Annotated in this window: 19 protein-coding genes; 16 read left to right on the top strand and 3 right to left on the bottom strand. The window is 30.4% G+C overall.

The annotated features are described in order from the left end of the window. Positions 1-13 precede the first annotated feature (13 nt). Both NZD85_RS01915 and glsA read right to left on the bottom strand, forming a co-directional pair. Positions 14-721, bottom strand: coding sequence for a peptidylprolyl isomerase (locus tag NZD85_RS01915; RefSeq protein ID WP_260543066.1), 708 nt, complete (start codon positions 719-721; stop codon positions 14-16). A 12-nt stretch (positions 722-733) separates the two neighbouring features. Further along, a complete protein-coding gene (gene glsA, locus NZD85_RS01920) occupies positions 734-1,762 on the bottom strand; it encodes a glutaminase A (RefSeq protein WP_260543068.1) in 1,029 nt (342 codons plus the stop codon). 94 nt (positions 1,763-1,856) lie between these two features. On the opposite strand from glsA, the gene NZD85_RS01925 reads away from it, so the two are divergent. The 5 genes from NZD85_RS01925 to NZD85_RS01945 all read left to right on the top strand — a co-directional run bounded on the left by NZD85_RS01925 (position 1,857) and on the right by NZD85_RS01945 (position 5,360). After that, entirely contained in the window at positions 1,857-2,873 is a 1,017-nt protein-coding gene (locus tag NZD85_RS01925) for a YCF48-related protein (protein WP_260543070.1), read from the top strand. Positions 2,874-3,242: 369 nt separating this feature from the next. Next, a complete protein-coding gene (locus tag NZD85_RS01930; RefSeq protein WP_260543072.1) occupies positions 3,243-3,698 on the top strand; it encodes a hypothetical protein in 456 nt (151 codons plus the stop codon). Positions 3,699-3,757: 59 nt separating this feature from the next. Continuing rightward, positions 3,758-4,219 carry a DUF1801 domain-containing protein gene (locus NZD85_RS01935; RefSeq protein WP_260543074.1) on the top strand — a complete coding sequence of 154 codons (462 nt, stop codon included), beginning with the start codon at positions 3,758-3,760 and terminating at the stop codon, positions 4,217-4,219. A 7-nt stretch (positions 4,220-4,226) separates the two neighbouring features. Next, a complete protein-coding gene (locus NZD85_RS01940; RefSeq protein ID WP_260543076.1) occupies positions 4,227-4,883 on the top strand; it encodes a DUF2461 domain-containing protein in 657 nt (218 codons plus the stop codon). 30 nt (positions 4,884-4,913) lie between these two features. Beyond that, entirely contained in the window at positions 4,914-5,360 is a 447-nt protein-coding gene (locus NZD85_RS01945) for a VOC family protein (protein WP_225539908.1), read from the top strand. A gap of 38 nt (positions 5,361-5,398) precedes the next feature. Here NZD85_RS01945 and NZD85_RS01950 read toward each other — a convergent pair whose 3' ends face one another. After that, positions 5,399-5,977: a DUF6642 family protein gene (locus NZD85_RS01950; RefSeq protein WP_260543079.1), complete on the bottom strand. Its 579-nt coding sequence runs from the start codon at positions 5,975-5,977 to the stop codon at positions 5,399-5,401. 138 nt (positions 5,978-6,115) lie between these two features. Here NZD85_RS01950 and NZD85_RS01955 point away from each other — a divergent pair, with 138 nt between their 5' ends. The 11 genes from NZD85_RS01955 (at position 6,116) to NZD85_RS02010 (ending at position 20,448) form a co-directional block, all read left to right on the top strand. Then, positions 6,116-7,882: an AMP-dependent synthetase/ligase gene (locus tag NZD85_RS01955; RefSeq protein WP_260543081.1), complete on the top strand. Its 1,767-nt coding sequence runs from the start codon at positions 6,116-6,118 to the stop codon at positions 7,880-7,882. Positions 7,883-8,007: 125 nt separating this feature from the next. Continuing rightward, positions 8,008-9,783: an AMP-dependent synthetase/ligase gene (locus NZD85_RS01960; RefSeq protein WP_260543083.1), complete on the top strand. Its 1,776-nt coding sequence runs from the start codon at positions 8,008-8,010 to the stop codon at positions 9,781-9,783. Positions 9,784-9,917: 134 nt separating this feature from the next. Next, the gene (locus NZD85_RS01965) at positions 9,918-11,681 is read left to right on the top strand and encodes an AMP-dependent synthetase/ligase (RefSeq protein WP_260543085.1); all 1,764 of its coding nucleotides are present in this window, start codon (positions 9,918-9,920) and stop codon (positions 11,679-11,681) included. A gap of 62 nt (positions 11,682-11,743) precedes the next feature. After that, a protein-coding gene (locus tag NZD85_RS14735) for an IS3 family transposase (RefSeq protein WP_396127078.1) occupies positions 11,744-13,109 on the top strand; the annotation gives its coding sequence in 2 pieces (ribosomal slippage) (positions 11,744-12,216 and positions 12,215-13,109; 1,368 coding nt in all). A 98-nt stretch (positions 13,110-13,207) separates the two neighbouring features. Next, positions 13,208-13,678: a hypothetical protein gene (locus NZD85_RS01980; RefSeq protein WP_171622502.1), complete on the top strand. Its 471-nt coding sequence runs from the start codon at positions 13,208-13,210 to the stop codon at positions 13,676-13,678. 46 nt (positions 13,679-13,724) lie between these two features. Beyond that, positions 13,725-14,258 carry an STM3941 family protein gene (locus tag NZD85_RS01985; protein WP_260543089.1) on the top strand — a complete coding sequence of 178 codons (534 nt, stop codon included), beginning with the start codon at positions 13,725-13,727 and terminating at the stop codon, positions 14,256-14,258. A gap of 27 nt (positions 14,259-14,285) precedes the next feature. Further along, a complete protein-coding gene (locus tag NZD85_RS01990; protein ID WP_171622504.1) occupies positions 14,286-15,593 on the top strand; it encodes a DEAD/DEAH box helicase in 1,308 nt (435 codons plus the stop codon). Between the two features lie 12 nt (positions 15,594-15,605). After that, positions 15,606-15,902 carry a Dabb family protein gene (locus NZD85_RS01995; RefSeq protein WP_171622505.1) on the top strand — a complete coding sequence of 99 codons (297 nt, stop codon included), beginning with the start codon at positions 15,606-15,608 and terminating at the stop codon, positions 15,900-15,902. A 496-nt stretch (positions 15,903-16,398) separates the two neighbouring features. After that, on the top strand, positions 16,399-17,091 hold the full coding sequence (locus tag NZD85_RS02000; protein ID WP_260543093.1) for a carboxypeptidase-like regulatory domain-containing protein: 693 nt from the start codon (positions 16,399-16,401) through the stop codon (positions 17,089-17,091). 128 nt (positions 17,092-17,219) lie between these two features. Further along, complete coding sequence (locus NZD85_RS02005) at positions 17,220-19,097, top strand: TonB-dependent receptor domain-containing protein (RefSeq protein ID WP_260543095.1); 1,878 nt, start codon at positions 17,220-17,222, stop codon at positions 19,095-19,097. Positions 19,098-19,122: 25 nt separating this feature from the next. After that, positions 19,123-20,448, top strand: coding sequence for a DUF4876 domain-containing protein (locus tag NZD85_RS02010; RefSeq protein WP_260543097.1), 1,326 nt, complete (start codon positions 19,123-19,125; stop codon positions 20,446-20,448). The last annotated feature ends 10 nt before the right edge of the window (positions 20,449-20,458 follow it).

Here is a 20,458-nt window from a genome sequence, read left to right on the forward strand (position 1 = left end):
ATGTCTTGGATAATTAAAAACCGATTGCTGTACCACCCAAAGAAATACTTGTTTTGTTGTATTTAGAAGGTGTTTTTTTCTGCTTCACTTTAATTGAAAATATAACTGGTTTTAATGGCAATTCGTCTTGAGTTTCGACTTCACTTATTTTTATTGCGTTATCCAATCCCTTTGTAATTTCTCCAAAAATTGTATAATCATGATCCAAACGTGGTAAACCACCATTTTTCAGATATTCAGCACGTTGTTCAGCTGTATATTTAATTCCTTTTTTAGTTTCTAAATTATCCAATTCCTTTGCTGTAATTTTTTTTCCAACCACAAAATAGAGTTGATTATAGTACGATCCTTTTTCTTTATTGTCATCTCGACCAGCGCCTAATGCACCAATTTTATGAAAAGCTTTTGGATTAAATTCAGGAGCTAAACGAATTGGCTTTTGCTCAGGATTTTCAGCTTCTCTTGCCAAAATAGGATCGTCTAATTCTCCACCTTGTATCACAAAATCGTTTACAACTCGGTTAAATTGAGCATTAGTATATGTTCCTTTGTTTATTTCACTTAAAATTAAATCCCTGTGTTTTGGCGTAAAATCGTACAGCATCACATCAAATTTTCCGTAATTCGTTTTGAATTTTAAGGTATATGTTTGTGCAGAAACAAAACTCGAAAATGATAATCCAATTCCGAGTGCAATATTTTTTATAAATTGAAAATTCATGGTTGATATAAATTATTGAAATAAACTTAAATTATATTGTTTCACTAAATCTAAAATCATGTGATAACCTGCAGCAGAATTTCCGTGTTTGTCTAACGCTGGACTGAAAACGCCAATTCCTATTTTATTTGGTACAGAAACTGTAATTCCTCCACCAACACCCGATTTACTTGGTAAACCAACAGTTCGTGCATATTTACCACTAAATTCATACATACCGGCAGTTAACATTTGCGATTGAATTAATTGTGAAATTTGAGCGTTTTTGTAAGTAGTATCACCATCAAAACGTGTGCATTGATGTGCAAAGAAATAACCAATTTTAGCTAAATCTTCAGTTGTTATTTCGATAGAACATTGTTTGAAATAATTGTTTAATTTTTCTTCATCACCTTCAATCAATCCATTGTTTTTCATCAAATAAAACATTCCACGGTTTCGATGTCCTGTTTCTTTTTCAGAATTGTAAACTGATTTACTATAATCTATCGAATTATTTTTGGTGATATAACGAACCATTTTAAGAATTTTTTGAAAAGGAATTTCTCCTTCACCATCAATCATAGAAGTGGTTAAAATTGCACCTGCATTCATCATTGGATTTAATGGTTTTCCAGTTGTTTCGAGATTCGCAAAATGATTAAAAGGCATATTTGTTCCATAATATCCCATTTTAGAAAATACATTTTCTTCTCCTTTTTCAGAAACTGCAATCATTAAAGCAATGATTTTAGAAATACTTTGAATGGTAAATTTTTGATTAACATCGCCAACATTGATCACTTTTCCATTTTCATCAACCACAGAAAAGGCAATTTTATCTGCTTTCATTTTTCCAAGTTCAGGAATATAATCAGCAACTTTTCCTTCTTTATAATTTGCTCTATTTTTTTCGAGAATCGTAGTTAATGCATTTTCAGTAATTTGTAAACTTTTTCCTGTATTTATTGTTGTTTTTTGCCCAAAAACCTGTTGATTAATTGGATTAAAACACGTTAAGGTTAAACTTAAAAGTAGTGTTGAAAATGTATATCGTTTCATTTATATTTTACTAAAACACAAACTTAAAAAATATTTGGTTGATTCGTTTAGTTAAAATAGCTTTATATAAATGTTTAATCAAAAATTATAATACATGAAATATATTCTCCTATTGCTTTCGAGCCTTTCTTTTGCACAAACGTATCAAATCATTAATGAAGAAAATTTAGACGTAAGTTACAGAGGTTTAGCTTTTCAGGATGCTAAAACATTTGTAGTCTCGGGTTCTAAAAATACCATTGGAAAAACAATTGACGGAGGAAAAACGTTTACTTGGATCAACCCGAAAGTTGTAGAGAATAGAGATTTCAGGGATATTGAAGTTTTAAGTAAAGGTAATTATTTGGCTTTAGGAATCGATTCTCCTGCTTATATTTTACAAACGAAAGATGGTGGTCATACGTGGAATAAAGTTTATGAAAATAATGAAAAAGGAATTTTTTTAGATGCCATTTATGTGGATAAAAATTCTAAAAAGATTACTGTTTTGGGCGATCCTATGTCTCCAGATAAACCATTTGTCTTAACTTCTACGATGACAAATCCTACAAAATGGGAGGTTGCTAAATCGCTTCACGGTCAATCTTTAAGATTGAAAAATCCAAAAGAAGCTTTTTTTGCATCGAGTGGAAGTAATTTGTATGTTGATACAAAACAAACGTTAATAGTTACGGGTGGAGAATTGTCTAATTTGTATTATTACACACCAAAAGGTGGACAAATGTATACGTTGGAAAAAACTAAAAGTACGACTTCTGGAATAAATGGAATGGCTTATGACGCAGCGAATAATGTGGGGTATTTGGTAGGAGGTGATTTTATGAAACCAGAAGATTCAAGCTATAATTTTTATAAATTTAAAATGATAAATGGGAAAATTTCTTTTCAAGATTCATGGAAATATCCTATTGGATATAAATCTGGTGTAACAATAATTTCTAAAGATAAAGTTTTAGTTTGTGGCTATTCTGGAGTTGACTACTCTACCGATGGAGGACATAATTGGGTAAATATTACTAAAGATAGTTACAATACGTGTACTGTTTCACCGGACAAAAAATATGTAATTTTAGTTGGAAATAAAGGAAAAATAGCTAAAGTTACGTTGTAAAAAATTTAAGATCGAAATAAAATATGAGTTTCTATTGATATATTTTCATATTTATTCTAATTTTTTGATAGAAAAGTAAATTATTGAAATCAGAATTTAATAATAGTTAAATGTTTTTTCTATGATATAGAAAATTAAATACTTTTTTTGATTAAATTAGTTAGTCTAAATTTTAAGGATATGAACTTAACTACAAAAGCATCTATTCAAATTCAAAAACTACCACATGAAGTTTTCGATGCGATTATAAATCCTTTTAAAATGAATAACTATTTTATCGCTTTTTCAACCAGAAAAATTGTGCATTACAGGTAGTAATTGTAGAAAAACCTGTCGAAACAGTTTTGGATTAACAAATACATAATTATTATGAAAAAAGTATCATTTACCGAATTCATTTATGCACAACCAAAACATGTGCACAAAATCATGTTAGCGCCAGATTCGTATAGAATTTGGACAAAACCTTTTAGCGAAAATTCAGATTATAAAGGTGATTGGTCCGAAGGTTCGAATGTATATTTTACCTATAAAACTGAAAAAGGTACAGCTGCAATGATCGCTAAAATAGAAGAAAATAAATTAGGAGAATCAATCAAAATGCGACATATCGGAATGTTAAAAGAAAATGGACAAGAGGTTTTTGATGGTCCTGAAATTGATTCTTGGAAAAATAATGAAGAATCTTATAAGTTCGAAAATGTAGAAGGACACACGCGTTTAATCTGTTCCGTTGATGTAGAAGAAATAATTTTTTCTGAAATACAAATGAGGGAAATGTGGTTGAGAGCGTTGCGAAAATTGAAAGAAATTTGTGAAGATTAAACTTTCTAATTAATTTATATCAAGAGTTTTAATGAAATAGTACAATTAATACCGAAATAATGCAATACGAAGTCTCGACATTAGATGAATATTTTGAAATTATTCCTCCAGAAAGAAAAGAAGCTGTAAAAAAAATATATGAAACCTTGAAAATGAATTTGCCTAATGGGTTTGAAGAACAAATAAGTTATGTTCATATATGGTTTGTTGTGCCTCATTCGGTGTATCCAAATGGCTATCATTGCGATCCAACATCTCCTTTACCTTTTATAGGATTAGCTTCACAAAAGAATTTCATTGCGTTGTATCATATGGGAATTTATTCGGATGAAAAGTTACTAAATTGGTTTATAGAAGAATATCCAAAACATGCAAAAAGAAAATTGGATATGGGAAAAAGCTGTATTCGATTCAAAAAAACAGATGATATTCCGTATGATTTAATTGGCAGATTAGCATCTAAAATTACGCCAGATCAATGGATAGCAACTTATGAAAAAAATCTTCTAACTCGAAAATAAATAATACATGTCAAACATCACTAATTTTTTAAAACAATTAGAAAAAAACAATAATCGTGATTGGTTTAATACACATAAAAATGAATTTGATACCGCAAAAGCTGAAGCTGATTTAATCTTCAATGCGATTTACCAAGAATTAAGTAAAAAGGAAGAATTAGAACCACTGAAAATTTATAGAATTTATAGAGATGTTCGTTTTTCAAATGATAAAACGCCATATAAAATACATTTTTCAGCACAATCGGGTCGTAAAAAACCACACAATAGAGGAGGATATTATTTTCATATTCAACCGAATCATAATTTTATTGGAATAGGATTTTGGGGACCAGAACGAGATGATCTACTTCGAATCAGAAAAGATATTGAAGTTTCCGATGAATTGGAAAAGATTTTACAATCTAAAACACTTATCAAAGAATTTGGTGAAATGCAAGGAGAGGAAGTGAAGTCTGCACCAAAAGGCTTTTCGAAAGATCATGAACGAATTGCTTTACTCCGTAAAAAACAATATTTGTTCATTAAAAATTTTACAGATGAAGAAGTATTAGCAGAAGATTTTCCGAAAAAAGTTGCAAAATCAATACAAGTTTTACAACCTTTTCTAAATTATATGACCGAGGTTTTAACTACTGACGAAAATGGTCAACCTTTATTTTAAATAAATAATCACAAAAAAATATAAATTATTATGGCTAAAGTACACGCTTATTTAAATTTTAATGGAAATTGCGAAGAAGCTTTCAAATTTTATGAAACTGTTTTTGATATGCAAAATATTGGAATACATAAAATGGGAGATATGCCTGCAAGTCCAGATTTCCAATTACCAGAAAATGCAAAAGATAAAGTAATGCATACTGCTCTATTTATCAATGAATCAACAATGCTTATGGGATCAGATATTGTAGAAGAATTTGGACAGAAATATGTACAAGGAAATAACTCTTATGTTATGTTAGATGCAGAGACTGCTGATGAAGCTAAGAAATTATATGATCGATTATCTGTACATGCAAAAGTAATGGAAATGCCTTTAGGCGAACAGTTTTTTGCGGAATTATTTGCATCATTTATAGATCAATTTGGAATTCCTTGGATGATTCATTTTGAAGGAAATAAGGCTCAGCAGATGTAACGAAACAGTAAAAAACTTTCCTCTTTAGGAGAGTTTTTTTAATGGTATAATCTAAATCCTAATTTAAGGGCTAAAGTAGAATGTTTATCAAACAAAGCATGAACCAATTCTTCTTCGTCATCAATTTCTTTGGCTAAACAAAAATAATATTGATCCAAAATTGTACTGAGAATTGGAGATGAATTTACATATCCCGACAACGCTTTTGCACCTGTTACATCTATAAAATATTGAAAACTTTCATCTTCCAAATCCAAATTCAATGTATTGGCAAAATGAACAATTTTATTTGATAATTTTCCTTGAAATAGTTCAGCTATTTCTTCTAAACTGTAGTAATAATCGTCTATCAGGATTTGATTTCCCTCTCCTTCAACTACTAAATAAATGAGTTTATATTCTCTGAAATAGTTGTCATGATAAAGTAAATTATTGAGACTTTCTTCTAAACCTTCAAAACTATCAGTCGTCTTGTAAACATTTGTAATGTGAAATTCTCGTGCTAAATGTTCTAAAAAATCTAACAATTGAGAATCGTTTTGCTCTTCTATATCGTCTACACTTTCTAAACAAAATAATTTAAAACCTTCTTCGTCTCTGTAATGATCAAGCTCCATTTGAATATAAATTTTGACTAATTTACAATTCTTACGATTATTTACAACCATTAAAAATTCTGAAATTTTATGAAAGAAAATTCTTTTTCTTTTCAAAAACCGAGAAATAGTCGAACTTTGTATTCTTATTTCAAGAGAATGAAACAACCACAAAGAGTATTCGATTTACCACGATTTCAAGAGAAAAATACACCTAACATTTCGATTTTTAATTACAAAGAAAAAGGAGAATGGAAGGGAATTTCGACAACAGATTTTATCAATCGCGTAAATAATATCTCAAAAGGTCTTATTGCAAATGGTGTTCAGCCTAATGATAAAGTAGCTTTGATAAGTGAAAATCGTTTGGAGTGGAATTTAGTCGATTTTGCAATTCAACAAATAGGAGCAGTAGTTGTCGCTATTTACGCAAATATTTCGGACAACGATTACGAGTTTATTTTGAATGATGCAGAAATAAAACTTTGTATTGTTAGCAATGATCTTTTGTACCAACGATTATTAGGTTTAAAAGATAGAGTACCAAATCTTGAACAAGTTTATACATTTAATACCTATCCGCATACACCAAATTGGATCGAATTAGTTTCGAAAGGAATTTCAGTTTCTGATGAAACCCTTCAAACCTCTATGGATAAAGTAAAAACAACAGATTTAGCAACTTTAATTTACACATCTGGTACAACGGGAAACCCAAAAGGTGTGATGCTTTCTCACGAAAATTTATTAGCTGATGTAAACAGTTCTGAATATTCTTTTCCAGTACAAGCTTATGATAAAGCATTGTCTTTTTTGCCTGCTTGTCATGCGTACGAACGTGTATTTCAGTACGTGTATATCAAAATGGGATTGTCAATTTATTTTGCACAATCAATGGATACTATTGGTCAAGATTTGAAAGAAGTTCAACCTCATATTTTTTCGGCAGTTCCAAGAGTTTTAGAGAAGGTATATGATAGAATTATGTCAAAAGGAGAAGAGTTAACGGGTGTAAAACGAAAACTATTTTTCTGGGCTATTTCATTAGGAGAAAAATATGATTTAGACGAATCAAAACTTTCTTCTTTGTACAAATTTCAATTAAAAATTGCGCGCAAATTAATTTTTTCAAAATGGAAAGCAGCACTTGGAGGAAACATAAAAGGTGTTGCAACAGGAAGCGCAACCTTGCAAACGCGTTTATTAAAATTGTACTTAGCAGCTGGTATTCCAATTTACGAAGGATATGGATTAACTGAGGCTGGACCATGTTTGTCTGTAAACTGTATAAAACGTGGAATGAGAATCGGTACAGTTGGTTTGCCTTTGATTGATATTGAAATTAAATTAGCCGAAGATGGAGAAATTCTTGCAAAAGGAAAAAATATCATGCAAGGTTATTATAAGAATCCTGAAGCAACGGCAGAAGTACTAAAAGATGGATGGTTGTATACAGGAGATATTGGTGAATGGGTTGATGGAAAGTTTTTGAAAATCATTGATCGCAAAAAAGAAATGTTCAAGACTTCTGGTGGAAAATATATTGTACCGCAACAAATCGAGAAATTATTGTCAGAATCTATTTTTATTGAACAAATAATGGTGGTTGGAGAAGGACGAAAATTTCCTTCAGCTTTAATTGTTCCGTTGTACGAGAATTGTTTAGAATGGGCTAAACAAAATGAACCTTCTATTCTAAATTTATCACGAGAAGAATTTATAAAACATCCTAAAATTCAGGAATTGCTTGCAAACGAAATCAATAAATTAAATGTCAATTTTGGTAATTGGGAAAAAATCAAAAAATTTCATTTACTTCCCTACGAATTTACGATTGAAGCAGGTGAATTAACACCAACCTTGAAAATGAAACGTAAAGTAATTTTAGAAAAATATAAAACAGAAATAGAAGATATATATCAATAAAATAATTGATTTAATGTAAAATAATTAAGCGAGATTCATTCTGAATCTCGCTTTTTTCGTGAAATTGGACTGTTTTTTGAAAATTTTACACCAAATTTGCATTCTTTTTACAAAGTTTTATAACGATGAATAATCCTACAAGAATTTTTGATTTAGCGTATCAACAACAAAAGCTTTATCCAAATCATCATATGTTTTCGACGAAGATTAATGGTGAATGGCAATTTACAAAACCAGCTGAATTTATAGCTCATACAAGAGAAATTTCGAAAGGATTATTAGCATTAGGAATTAAGCCTGGAGATAGAGTAGGATTGGTTTGTGAAAGTAGATACGAATGGCATGTGGTAGATTTTGCAATTCAGCAAATTGGTGCTGTGGTTGTGGCAATCTATCCAAATATAACAGATTCTGAGTATCAATTTATTTTCAACGATGCTGAGATTCAATTGTGTATTGTAAGTAACAAAAATTTGTATGAGCGCATCAATAATATGTTTGAAAGCATTTATAGTTTAGAATATATTTTTGCGATAAATGATTTTCCAGATTCCAGAAATTGGGCAGAACTAAAAGAAATTGGGAAAAATATTACAGATGAATATGTAAATAATCTTAGTTCTACGGTACGAAGTTCAGATTTAGCAACTCTAATTTATACTTCTGGTACAACAGGAAAACCAAAAGGAGTGATGTTGTCGCATAATAATTTGGTTTCTAACTTTATAGCAGCTAAAGAAATTGTAGTTTTGGAAGAAGGAACAAGAGGATTGACTTTTTTACCTCCTTGTCATACTTACGAGAGAACCGTAATTTATACCTATTTATACATTGGTGTAACCGTTTATTTTGCAGAAGGTCTTGATAAAATTGGTGATAACATCAACGAAGTAAAACCGCATATAATGACTGCCGTTCCTCGTATTATGGAAAAAGTGTACGAAAAAATTCTAAAAACAGGTAGTGCTTTAACAGGTAAAAAACGAAAAGTATTCGATTGGGCAATAGAAATTGCAGCCAATTATGAGCCAGATTCAACGAAACGTTCTTTTGTTTATAATATAAAATTAGCTTTAGCGCGCAAGTTAGTTTTAAATAAGTTTTACGAAGCATTAGGAGGAAATTTTAAGTATATTATTTCAGGAAGTGCTTCTCTACAAGGTAAAATTGCGCGTGTTTTTATGGCAGCTGGATTACCTTTTTTCGAAGGTTACGGGATGACGGAAACTTCACCATTAATTACAGTAAATAATCCACATAAATTAGGGGTTCGTATCGGAACTGTTGGTTCGCCTATCAAAGATGTTAAGGTAAAATTAGCAGAAGATGGCGAAATTTTAGTTCAAGGTCCTAATGTGATGATGGGGTATTATAAAAATCAAAAAGCGACGGATGAAGTTATTATTGATGGATGGATGCATACAGGAGATATCGGCGTTTGGGAAGAAGGCGAAGGTCATTTCTTAAAAATTATAGACCGTAAAAAAGAAATGTTCAAAATTTCTGGAGGCAAATATGTTGTTCCGCAACCAATAGAAACGAAGCTTGTTGAGTCTGAATTTATCGAGCAAGCAATGGTTATCGGTGATGCACAAAAATTTGCATCAGCTTTTATCGTACCTAATTATACAAATCTAAAAGAGTGGGCAAAGGAGAATGCAGCAGAAATAGTTGCGTTGTCTCGTGAAGAATTTATAGCAACTAATGAAGTTCACAAAAAAATAAATCAAGAAGTACGTAAAGCAAATCAGTATTTTGGAAACTGGGAACAAATCAAAAAACCTGCAATACTAACACATGAATTTACAATAGAAGCTGGTGAATTAACACCAACTTTAAAAATGAAAAGAAAAGTTATTTTAAAGAAATTTCAGAAAGAATTCGATGAAATTTATAAATAATTTGAATCCCTTAATTCTAACTAAATTAAGGGATTTTAATTTTAAACAATTTCAATCATAATTTTTTGAAAAAGTCATCATTTTAAGTTACTTTCGACGAATACTTTTCAAAACTACAAAACTATAAATGCGCTATGGAAGTAACCAGAATTTTTGATTTACCAAAACGACAGTTGGAGAAGTTCCCTGATTTATCCATGTTTGTTAGCAAGCAAGACGGAGAATGGAAACCAATGTCGACTAAATCTTTTTTGGATCGTGTAAATCAAATCTCGAAAGGTTTGATTGCTTGTGGAGTTCAAGCAGGTGATAAAGTTGGTTTAATCTCAGAAAATCGTGTCGAATGGAATATGATAGACTACGCTATACAACAAATTGGCGCTGTTGTGGTGGCAATTTATCCCAATATTTCAGATAACGATTATGAATATATTTTCAAAGATTCTTCAATAAAATTATGTTTTACAAGTAATCAGGATTTATATACTCGGATAAATTACCTCAAAACATCATTGCCATCTTTAGAACAATTGTATTCGATTGATGAAGTTGAACATGCAACGAGTTGGAATATTTTAATCGAAAAAGGGCAATTGATTGATTTATCAGAAGTAGAAAAAAGAGCAGCTCAAGTAAAACACGAAGATTTAGCCTTTCTAATTTATACATCTGGTACAACTGGAAAACCGAAAGGTGTCATGTTATCGCACAAAAATATTATTGCTGATGTTATAGCGTGTGAATATTCTACACCACTAAATCCTTATGATCGTGCATTAACGTTTTTGCCAGCTTGTCATGCCTACGAACGTACCTTACAGTATTTGTATGTCTACATGGGCCTTTCTATTCATTTCGCTGAATCAATGGATAAAATCGGGGAAAATTTAAAAGAGATTAAACCTCATATTATGACAGCAGTTCCTCGTGTTATAGAGAAAGTATATGAAAAGATTATGACAACTGGAGCGCAATTAACAGGTTTCAAAAAATCTATTTTCGATTGGGCTGTAAAAATTGGTAATGAGTATGTTTTAGAAGCAGATCAACGCTCAACATTGTATAATATCAAATTAGCAATTGCGCGTAAATTGGTTTTACATAAGTGGTACGAAGGGCTTGGCGGAGAATTGAAAGCAATTGTAACTGGTAGTGCAGCAATTCAACAACGAATAGTTCGCGTATTTTTGGCAGCAGAAATTCCTATATACGAAGGTTATGGCTTAACAGAAGCTTCACCTGTAATTGCTGTAAATTGCTTTCGTCGTGGAAAAAAAATAGGAACTGTAGGCCCTCCATTAAAAGATGTTGAAATCAAATTAGCTGATGATGGCGAAATCTTGGTTCATGGTGATATTGTAATGATGGGGTACTATAATTTACCTAAGCAAACTGCCGAAGTAATCAAGGATGGTTGGTTGCATACTGGCGATATTGGTGAGTGGGTAGATCATAAATTCTTGAAGATTGTTGATCGTAAAAAGGAAATGTACAAAACATCTGGTGGAAAATACATTGTTCCGCAACAAATCGAAATGAAAATGGTCGAATCTCCATTTATTGAGCAGTTGATGGTAGTTGGAGAAGGAGAGAAGTTCCCTGGCGCTTTTGTTGTTCCAAATTATCCGAATCTTCTTAATTGGGCAAAGTCAAATGCTCCTGAAATTGTCAATCTTTCTCATGATGAATTTCAAAAAAGTAAAGCTGTTCAGAAAAAAATTGAAGATGAAATCAATAATTTGAATACAAATTTTGGACATTGGGAACAAATCAAAAAGATTTCAATTATCCCGAATGAGTTAACGATTGAAGGTGGTGAATTAACGCCAACGTTAAAATTTAAACGTAAAATCATCTTAGAAAAATATAAAAAAGAATACCACGAAATTTTTGGATAATTTAGAAAGAGTCTCAGTTTACACTGCCCCCAAAAAGTTAGACACTTTTGGGGGCATTTTTTATGACAAGAAAAGTAAAATATGGTGTAGCATTTAAGTTACGCTGTGTGAAAGAAGTTTTAGAAAAACATCGAACAATACGTTCAATTAGTAAAAAAGAAAATATACATGCTTCTTTATTAAAGAAATGGGTTTCTGATTATCATAATCAAGGAATTTCAGGTATAGAACCTAAAAAAAACCAAACGTATAGCGTTGAATTTAAGTTGAAAGTTATTAAGACTATAACCAAACAGTTTCTTAGTTTTCGTGAAGCACGCTTGAAATTTAATATTCCAAGTGAATCGGTTATTATAAAATGGCAAAAAGATTTTGCTACCTTTGGAATAGACGGATTAAAACCCAAACCAAAAGGCCGTCCCAAGACTATGAGCACATCTAAAGGTAGACCTAAAAAATCGAAACAACCGTTAACAAGAGAAGAAGAACTATTGTTGGAGATTGAACGTTTACGTTGTGAAAATGCACTCTTAAAAAGTTCAATGCCTTAATTCAAGCCGAGGAAGAAAAACAAAAGAAACTTGGACACAAGCCATAAATGAATTAAGGCCAGAATTTCATCTAAATTTACTTTTAGATTGTACACATATGGCTAGAAGCAGCTTTTACTATCATATTTCACGTAGTAAAACAGATAAATACGAGGAATTAAAACTTAAGATAAAATCCATTTATCATCAGCATAAAGGGCGATATGGCTATCGACGAATTACCGATGAATTAAGAAAATCAGGAACTATCATCAATCATAAAACTGTTCTTAAACTGATGAATAGCTTAGGATTAAAGAGTTTGATTCGAAGAAAAAAATACAAATCTTACAAAGGAGAACAAGGAAAGATTGCACCAAACATCTTGCAAAGAGCATTTAAGGCTGATAAACCCAACCAAAAATGGGTAACAGATGTTACCGAGTTTAAAGTAAAAGATAAAAAACTATATTTATCACCAATAATGGATCTGTACAATCAAGAAATTATCAGCTATGAGTTAAGCGAACGACCTGTTTTTAATCAAGTAACTCAAATGCTTAAAAAGGCATTTAAAATAACGAAAGACACTAAAGATTTGATATTACATTCAGATCAAGGATGGCAATATCAAATGAAACAATATCAGGCTTTATTAAATGAAAAAGGAATCATACAAAGTATGAGTAGAAAAGGAAATTGCTTAGATAATGCTATTATCGAGAATTTCTTCGGAATACTGAAATCGGAACTATTTTATTTACAAAAATTTAATTCTATTGAAGAGCTAAAAAAAGAAATAAAACAATACATTTACTATTACAATAACGATAGAATAAAATCGAACTTAAATAAAATGAGCCCGATACAATATCGAACTCATTTTTATAATTATTAATTTTTAATCTGTCCAAACTTTTGGGTGCAGTCTAGTTTTTGAGACTCTTTTTTGTATATTTATTTTTTTTAAAAAAATTACATATCTTATTTTGAATTATGGGAAAAGTAGATTTAAGACAACTAATAGTAGGTATTGTTATAACTGTTTTTTTAACAATAACAATTAATCAATTTTCTTTTTTAACAAATATCGAATTATTAAGAAATGTATCTAATTTAGGGACAGATGAAACTTTTACTAAACTTTCTTCGAAACAGAGTTTTCCTAGAGATATTTTCTATTATTTGTTATGGATTAAATTATCAACTTATTTAGGTTTATTTTTGGGTTTTCTTTTATTTGGTTTATTATTAATAAAGAAAAAAATAAGTTTAATAAATTTTGTTTTAATTATTCTATTGTCGTTTATTTTCTTGAAAATTTTAAAAACTTTTAATGGATATAATTTATTGTCATTTTTGAATTTTTCACATTTTAGTAATTTCTATTTTTTTCTAATAACTTTTATGTGTTTTGGTATTTTTACATTTTTAATATTTTATAGACTCAAAAGAGTTTATTCTTAAAGATAGCTTAAATATTAAATCTATATTTTTGTAAAAACAAAATCAGTTGAATTCAGTTAAAGTTTACGCAAAACAGACAAGCAATTGGGGATTATTATTCGGTAGTCTTTTATTTTTGGCTTGTTCAATTTATTTATTTTTAAAAGCTAATGAAGTCAATTCTCCACAAACTGCAAAAATTATTAGTGGAGTTTTGTTTGTTCCAAGTCTTCTATTAATCATTGTTTCGATAAAGAAATTAATGAAAAAGCAATTGGTATTATTAATTAATCAAAAAGGAATTATTTACAAACCTTCGGATCATTTAAATTATATCGAATGGGGAAAAATTATAGAGATTGAAGAACTAAAATTACCACGTCAACGCGTAATAAATATAAAAGTAATGGAGGCTGATATTTTTATTCATAACGAAACGCAAAAAGTTTTACAAGCACGTATGAGATTTTGGAATAAAATGTATGGGGCGGTTGTTTCGTTCGATGCGAACACGTTAGATAAAAATCACTTCGAAATCATGAATCTTTTTGATGAATTTATGGAACAATATAAGACTTCTATTCAGTCAAAAACAGATTAATTCAGTAGAATACGTTAATTTTGCAAAATGCAAATCGATTTACTTTATAAAAATTTAGGCATTAAAGATATGAATGCAATGCAACGCTCAGCATTCAAAATGTCCGAAAATCAACGAGATTTAATTCTTTTATCACCAACAGGATCTGGAAAAACATTGGCTTTTTTATTTCCTGTATTGAGAGATCTAAATCCAGATGTGAAAGGTGTTCAAACCTTAATATTAGTTCCAGCCCGTGAATTAGCCTTACAAATCGAAACAGTTTTCAAATCTATGAAATCTGATTATAAAGTAACGTGTTGTTATGGTGGTCACAATACGAAAATAGAACAAAATAATTTAGTAGAAGCTCCCGCTGTATTAATCGGAACGCCTGGACGTATTGCGTATCATTTACGTAACGAAAACTTTGATCCGTCAACTGTTCAAACTTTGATTTTAGATGAGTTCGACAAAGCTTTAGAATTAGGATTCCAAGAAGATATGAGCTTTATAGTAGAACAGTTATCAGGTTTAAAACAACGTATTCTAACATCAGCTACCGAAATGGAAAATATTCCAGAATTTGTTGGGTTGAATGACGAAAAAATTGTGAGTTACTTAAAACAAATCGAAGTAAAACCAGATTTACATATGAAAGTGGTAAACACCATTTCAGAAGAAAAATTGGATACTTTGTTCGATTTGATTTGTAAAATAGGTAGCAAACGCATGTTGATTTTCTGTAATCACCGCGATGCTGTGGATAGAATTAGTCATCTTTTGCACGAGAAAGGAATTGCACGAGAAAGTTTTCATGGAGGAATGGAACAAGACGAACGCGAACGTGCGTTGTTAAAATTCCGTAACGATTCGGTTCGTGTATTAATTACAACAGATTTAGCTGCGCGTGGATTAGATATTCCGGAAGTTGATTCGATTATACATTATCAATTGCCTGCAAAAGAAGCAGCGTTTATTCACCGAAATGGACGTACAGCCCGTATGAATGCAAAAGGTTTTGTGTATTTAATCATCAGTAACGAGGAGCATTTTCCATTTGTAAATGAAAATTTACCTGTAGAAAATTTAAGCGGAACATATAAAATTCCTGAAAGAACGCCTTATCAAACAATTTATATTTCGGCAGGTAAAAAAGACAAAGTCAATAAAGTAGATATTGTAGGGTTTTTATTCAAAAAAGGGGAATTAGAAAAGAATGATGTCGGAATTATTGAAGTTAAAGACACAACTTCGTATGTAGCCATAAATCGTAAAAAAGTACCTGAAATTTTAAAGAAATTAAATGGTCAAAAAATAAAAAATAAAAAAGTAAAAATGCAAATTGCATACTAAAAATAGATTTTTATGTTAGCACACCACGTATTATTTTGGTTAAAAGATGATGCAACTGAAGATGAAGTGAATACATTTCATCAAGCATTGAAAGATTTAGAACCGATTGCACCTTCAGCTTTTTTTCATGTTGGTACGCCAGCAAATATAGAGCGAGATGTGATTGATGCTTCTTATTCATTTTCTTTATTTGCAGCTTTTGAAACGATGGAACAATTCGAAACGTATCAAAAACATCCACAACATATCGAGTTTTTGAATGGTCCAAATAAATTAGCCAAACGAGTTTTAATCTACGATGCTGATTAGAATAGTATGTTCTAAATATTCGTTTAGATGAATCTTAGCAAATTATGTTATTATAATAATGAATTCATACAATAGGTATGAATTCATATTTCAATTTAACATAATAAAGATTATTAACAATAAAATTTCAAAGAAATATTATTGTTATAATATATATTATGTTAAGTAGAATTAAATACATCAAATAAATACTTATATATTTCATATTATACTTATCACATTACATTGTTATTTATAATCCAATTTTTCAAAACTTGTTCTCATTAATCTTATATTAATTCTAATTTTAGCTCATCATAATTATTTAGTTATAAATTAGTAAATCAAATAAATATTGAATTAAAATAGATTAAATTAAAATGAATCACGGTTATTTTAAATAAAGTCATTATTGTTTTATTAATGAATCAATATTTTTCTTTTTATTAAAATATGACTTAAGTTCTATTGCTATTTAGATTAATTTAAAATAAATTTGCATTTCAATTTCTTCGAAATGAAAAAAGGTTTATTAGCGCTCTCTCTATTAGGAACATTCGGTTTTGTAAATGCTCAACGGATTTTATCAGGAACTGTAACAGATGAAAATGGAAACAATTTATCAAATGTTCAAGTTCAGGATCCGCAAACTAAAAGATGGACTCAAACAAATTCGAATGGTTTTTTTACAATCCAATTATCGAATGAGAATACTAATTTATCTTTTTCGCAAAAAGGGAAAGAAACGCAAGAAATCATTGTTAATTCTGATGAAACTAATGTATCCATCGTTCTTTATAATCAAACACTCCGATTAGAGCAAGTTGATATATCACCTAAAAAGAAAAAAGAATATTCTGAAATTACACTTGGAAAAGAAGCAATCGAAAATGTACAGGCTTTTTCATTAAACGAGGTTTTGCAACAATTACCAGGACAAGTAACATTAGATTTTAACAACAATGAGTTTAAGAATATTGTATTTAGAACTGCCAGTTCAAATAATAATTTAGGTTTATCTGGTATCTCAAGTACATCGACTATTAATGACAGAAAAGATTATTTTCAGAATAAAGCGTTTGGTACTTCCATCGTTGTCAATGATATTCCAGTTTCGAATAACGAAAATATGCAATCTTTTTCTTCAGTTTCTAATGGGAATTTCAACGATTTTAATAATCCAAGTTATGGTGTAGATTTGCGCAAATAACAACTGCAAATATTGATGAAGTAAAAATTATTCAAGGGATTGCTCCTGCCAAATATGGTGACTTAACATCAGGATTAATTATCATCAATTCAAAAGTTGGACAAGCTCCCCTACGCGCTTCGGTTTCGATGTTAGATGCAACAACTGAATATAATATTTCGAAGGGTTTCAAGATAAATGACAGAAACTTCTTTAGTATATCAGGCAATTATTTGTCTTCTAATGCAGATGTGCGCGATAATTTGAAGTCATATAATCGTATATCGACTAACGCTGCGTGGAAATCATCTAACAAAACAAATACATTGGTTAATACGTTAGATGGAAATTTTGCGATTAACACTGATAAAATAAAATATGATCCGGATGATATTTCGGATCCAAAAATAAAAAATGATAAGTTCTCTATTCGATTATCAAATAATTTGAAATGGAATTTGAAAAAAGAATGGATTGATGCTTTAAATGTTGATGCAAACATTAATTACGAAAAGCAAAATTCTAAAGAAGAACGTTGGGTAAATGTTGCAACTGCAGCTGTGACGACTTCTACTGTAAACGGTATTTCTGAAGCTATCTTTTTACCTAATCAATATACGTTAGTCAAAAATGTAGAAGGAATTCCGATGTCTACTTTTCTGAATGTAGAAGGTGTAAAAAATTATGAATCTAAAAACAAATGGAATCATACTTTTTCTGTTGGACTGTCTTCCCGATCTAGTGAAAACAAAGGTCGTGGAACTTATACAGACGAAAATTCAACACCTAATTTTTTCACTTTAAGCGGTGCTAAAGGTAGTTTAGGTTACCGAGATTATAATTTCAAAAACACCAAAACGCAATGGCAATTATCTGTTTATGCAGAAGATAGAATTGTGAAATATGGAAACAATGACAATGTTTTCAAATTAGATTTAGGATTTAGATACGACAACCAATATGGTTATAATTCGTATCAACCGCGTGTAAATACTTCATACGCTTTCAATAAAGTGTTAAGAGTTCGTGGTGGATATGGAATTTCGTCTAAAGCACCTTCTTTAAATCAACTTTTTACAGGTGATCGTATTTATGATCGACTTTTAGGTGACGGAATATATTATATCAATAATAAACAATACGGTTGGATTGAAACGTTCCTTTTAGAAGGAAATAATCTAAACTTAAAACCAAGTAAATCCTATAATTCGGAAATTGGTTTTGATCTTAATTTACCTTTTGGATCGTTAAACGTTACGGGATATTACAATCAATTGAAAGATGGTATTTCGTCTTTTGCTCAAATTACAACTTTAGAAGGTTCTAAAATTGCGGTTGATACGTCCTCTTCTACTCCATCCTACTCTGTTGTTGGAAAGGAAGCTTATCAAATTGAATATTCAACTTTAGAAAATAATTTAGAATCTACAGATAAAGGAATCGAAATGTTTATGAATTTTAATCGCATTCGACCGCTCAATTTAGATATATCTGTAAATGGATCTTATACAAAAACCACGAACAATAAACCTGTTTATACGTACGACGCTTCTACAAATGTTTTAGCAAAAGAGAAATATGGCGTGTATTATAATCCGAAATCAAACGATGAACAATTAATGTTTGGAACTAATTTTAATTATCATCTAAAAAATGTGGGATTAATTTTATCACTTCGAACCGAACATATATTTATTCAGAATCACGATAAATTCAACAATAGAAATCCAATAGGTTATTTGGATGGAAATTCTGTTTTTCATGAAATACCAGTCGAAGACCAAGCAAATATAGATTTGTATGGGCATTTGATCAAAGCACCTCAAAAAACGTTAGGTGAATTACAAAAATCATTGCACAATTTCCATTTACGCATTTCGAAAGATTTCTTGAATGGATTTAAAGTTTCGGTTTATACAACCAATGTTTTTGGTCTGAAACCTACTTATATCAACAATTCTGGAGAAAGAAGAGAATCTAATATTGCTAAATTTTCATTAGGAGGTAAAATTGAGTACACGTTCTAATTCTAAACCATTTAAAAAGATTATTATGCTTAAAAAATTAATACTATTCACTCCATTTGTAATAACATTATTATTCAATTCTTGTTCTGATGATGATTTTGGAGCAAATGCTGTTCAAACAATTAATTTTACAACACACGTAAAATTTGATGCTAATTTTGATCATACCAAAAAACCTATTCATGCCAAAACAGTTTTGAAAAATACACAAACTGGCATTACGTATGAAGCTTTAACGAATGATAATGGTGAAGCTATTTTTCCTAATTTGACACCAGGAATATATTCAGCAAATGTGAGTTTTTCTATTACTCCAGCTCAATTCGAGGATTTATTTGGTTATCCTACAGATTCAGAAGATAATGTTGAGTTTAGTGGTGCTGCACAAAATATTACCATTAACTCATCAAATGTATCGTTAGAAATCGAGTTAACTTCTACGAAAACAATTGGTGGATTAATCTTGAAACAAATTTATTACGGTGGTTCGCACATCAAAGAAGGTGCAATGTTTAGAGATCAATTTATTGAGATTTATAACAATTCGAGTGAAGTTCTTTATGCAGATGGGTTAATATTTGGTCAATTATTTGGTGCTAATACGGTAGAAAATCAACCTTATTCTCAACCCAACGGTCAGTTAGATTGGTCGAAAGGCGAAGGAAATAAAGTAGGTGCAAGCGCAAATACCGATTTTGTGTATGTATCTCACGCGATTCGTATTCCTGGGGATGGTACAACTTATGCAGTTCAGCCAGGTGAAAGTATCACAATTGCACAAACAGCAATTAATCACAAAGGAAATTATTATGATGCCAATGGTAAATTAATCGAGATTCTAAAACCAGAATTAACAGTCGATTTATCCCATGCTGATTTTGAAGTGAATATGACAGAATATTTAGGCTCTCAATATTCGTATGATATTCAAAATCCTGCTGTTCCTGATATGGATATTGTGTGGTGGGTTTCAGGTAGAGATTTAATTTTAGACAATTTAGGTCGTCAAGCATTTATCTTATTTAGAGCTTCTAACGAAGAAATTAATGGGTTTGGAAAGGTGAAAAATCCAAATAATAAGACTTCATACGAATATCTTCAATTACCGAATGAAAAGATTGTGGATGGCGTAGAAACCACTCAAGATATGGGAAGTAAATTGGTTCCGAAAAAATTACAAAATAAACAAGATGCAGGATATGCTTATTTAACAGCAGGACCTTATTCATCAACATCTATTATTCGTAAAACACAGAAAACAATAAATGGTCGTATTATCTTGAAGGATACCAATAATTCTACAAACGATTTTGTGAATATTATAGCTGAACCGAAAATTTTTGCGCAATAGAAATATAGAA

The sequence above is a fragment of the Empedobacter stercoris genome, from assembly GCF_025244765.1.
Lineage (GTDB): Bacteria > Bacteroidota > Bacteroidia > Flavobacteriales > Weeksellaceae > Empedobacter > Empedobacter stercoris.

What these genes read in the sequence shown, in the direction of transcription:
- NZD85_RS01980 (WP_171622502.1), top strand. Translation starts at nt 13,208, where the DNA reads ATGGGAAAAGTAGATTTAAGACAACTAATAGTAGGTATTGTTATAACT.
- NZD85_RS01990 (WP_171622504.1), top strand. Translation starts at nt 14,286, where the DNA reads ATGCAAATCGATTTACTTTATAAAAATTTAGGCATTAAAGATATGAAT.
- glsA (WP_260543068.1), bottom strand. Translation starts at nt 1,762, where the DNA reads ATGAAACGATATACATTTTCAACACTACTTTTAAGTTTAACCTTAACG.
- NZD85_RS01925 (WP_260543070.1), top strand. Translation starts at nt 1,857, where the DNA reads ATGAAATATATTCTCCTATTGCTTTCGAGCCTTTCTTTTGCACAAACG.
- NZD85_RS02000 (WP_260543093.1), top strand. Translation starts at nt 16,399, where the DNA reads ATGAAAAAAGGTTTATTAGCGCTCTCTCTATTAGGAACATTCGGTTTT.
- NZD85_RS01945 (WP_225539908.1), top strand. Translation starts at nt 4,914, where the DNA reads ATGGCTAAAGTACACGCTTATTTAAATTTTAATGGAAATTGCGAAGAA.
- NZD85_RS01930 (WP_260543072.1), top strand. Translation starts at nt 3,243, where the DNA reads ATGAAAAAAGTATCATTTACCGAATTCATTTATGCACAACCAAAACAT.
- NZD85_RS01915 (WP_260543066.1), bottom strand. Translation starts at nt 721, where the DNA reads ATGAATTTTCAATTTATAAAAAATATTGCACTCGGAATTGGATTATCA.
- NZD85_RS02010 (WP_260543097.1), top strand. Translation starts at nt 19,123, where the DNA reads ATGCTTAAAAAATTAATACTATTCACTCCATTTGTAATAACATTATTA.
- NZD85_RS01955 (WP_260543081.1), top strand. Translation starts at nt 6,116, where the DNA reads ATGAAACAACCACAAAGAGTATTCGATTTACCACGATTTCAAGAGAAA.
- NZD85_RS01995 (WP_171622505.1), top strand. Translation starts at nt 15,606, where the DNA reads ATGTTAGCACACCACGTATTATTTTGGTTAAAAGATGATGCAACTGAA.
- NZD85_RS01935 (WP_260543074.1), top strand. Translation starts at nt 3,758, where the DNA reads ATGCAATACGAAGTCTCGACATTAGATGAATATTTTGAAATTATTCCT.
- NZD85_RS01950 (WP_260543079.1), bottom strand. Translation starts at nt 5,977, where the DNA reads ATGGAGCTTGATCATTACAGAGACGAAGAAGGTTTTAAATTATTTTGT.
- NZD85_RS01960 (WP_260543083.1), top strand. Translation starts at nt 8,008, where the DNA reads ATGAATAATCCTACAAGAATTTTTGATTTAGCGTATCAACAACAAAAG.
- NZD85_RS01965 (WP_260543085.1), top strand. Translation starts at nt 9,918, where the DNA reads ATGGAAGTAACCAGAATTTTTGATTTACCAAAACGACAGTTGGAGAAG.
- NZD85_RS01940 (WP_260543076.1), top strand. Translation starts at nt 4,227, where the DNA reads ATGTCAAACATCACTAATTTTTTAAAACAATTAGAAAAAAACAATAAT.
- NZD85_RS02005 (WP_260543095.1), top strand. Translation starts at nt 17,220, where the DNA reads ATGTTAGATGCAACAACTGAATATAATATTTCGAAGGGTTTCAAGATA.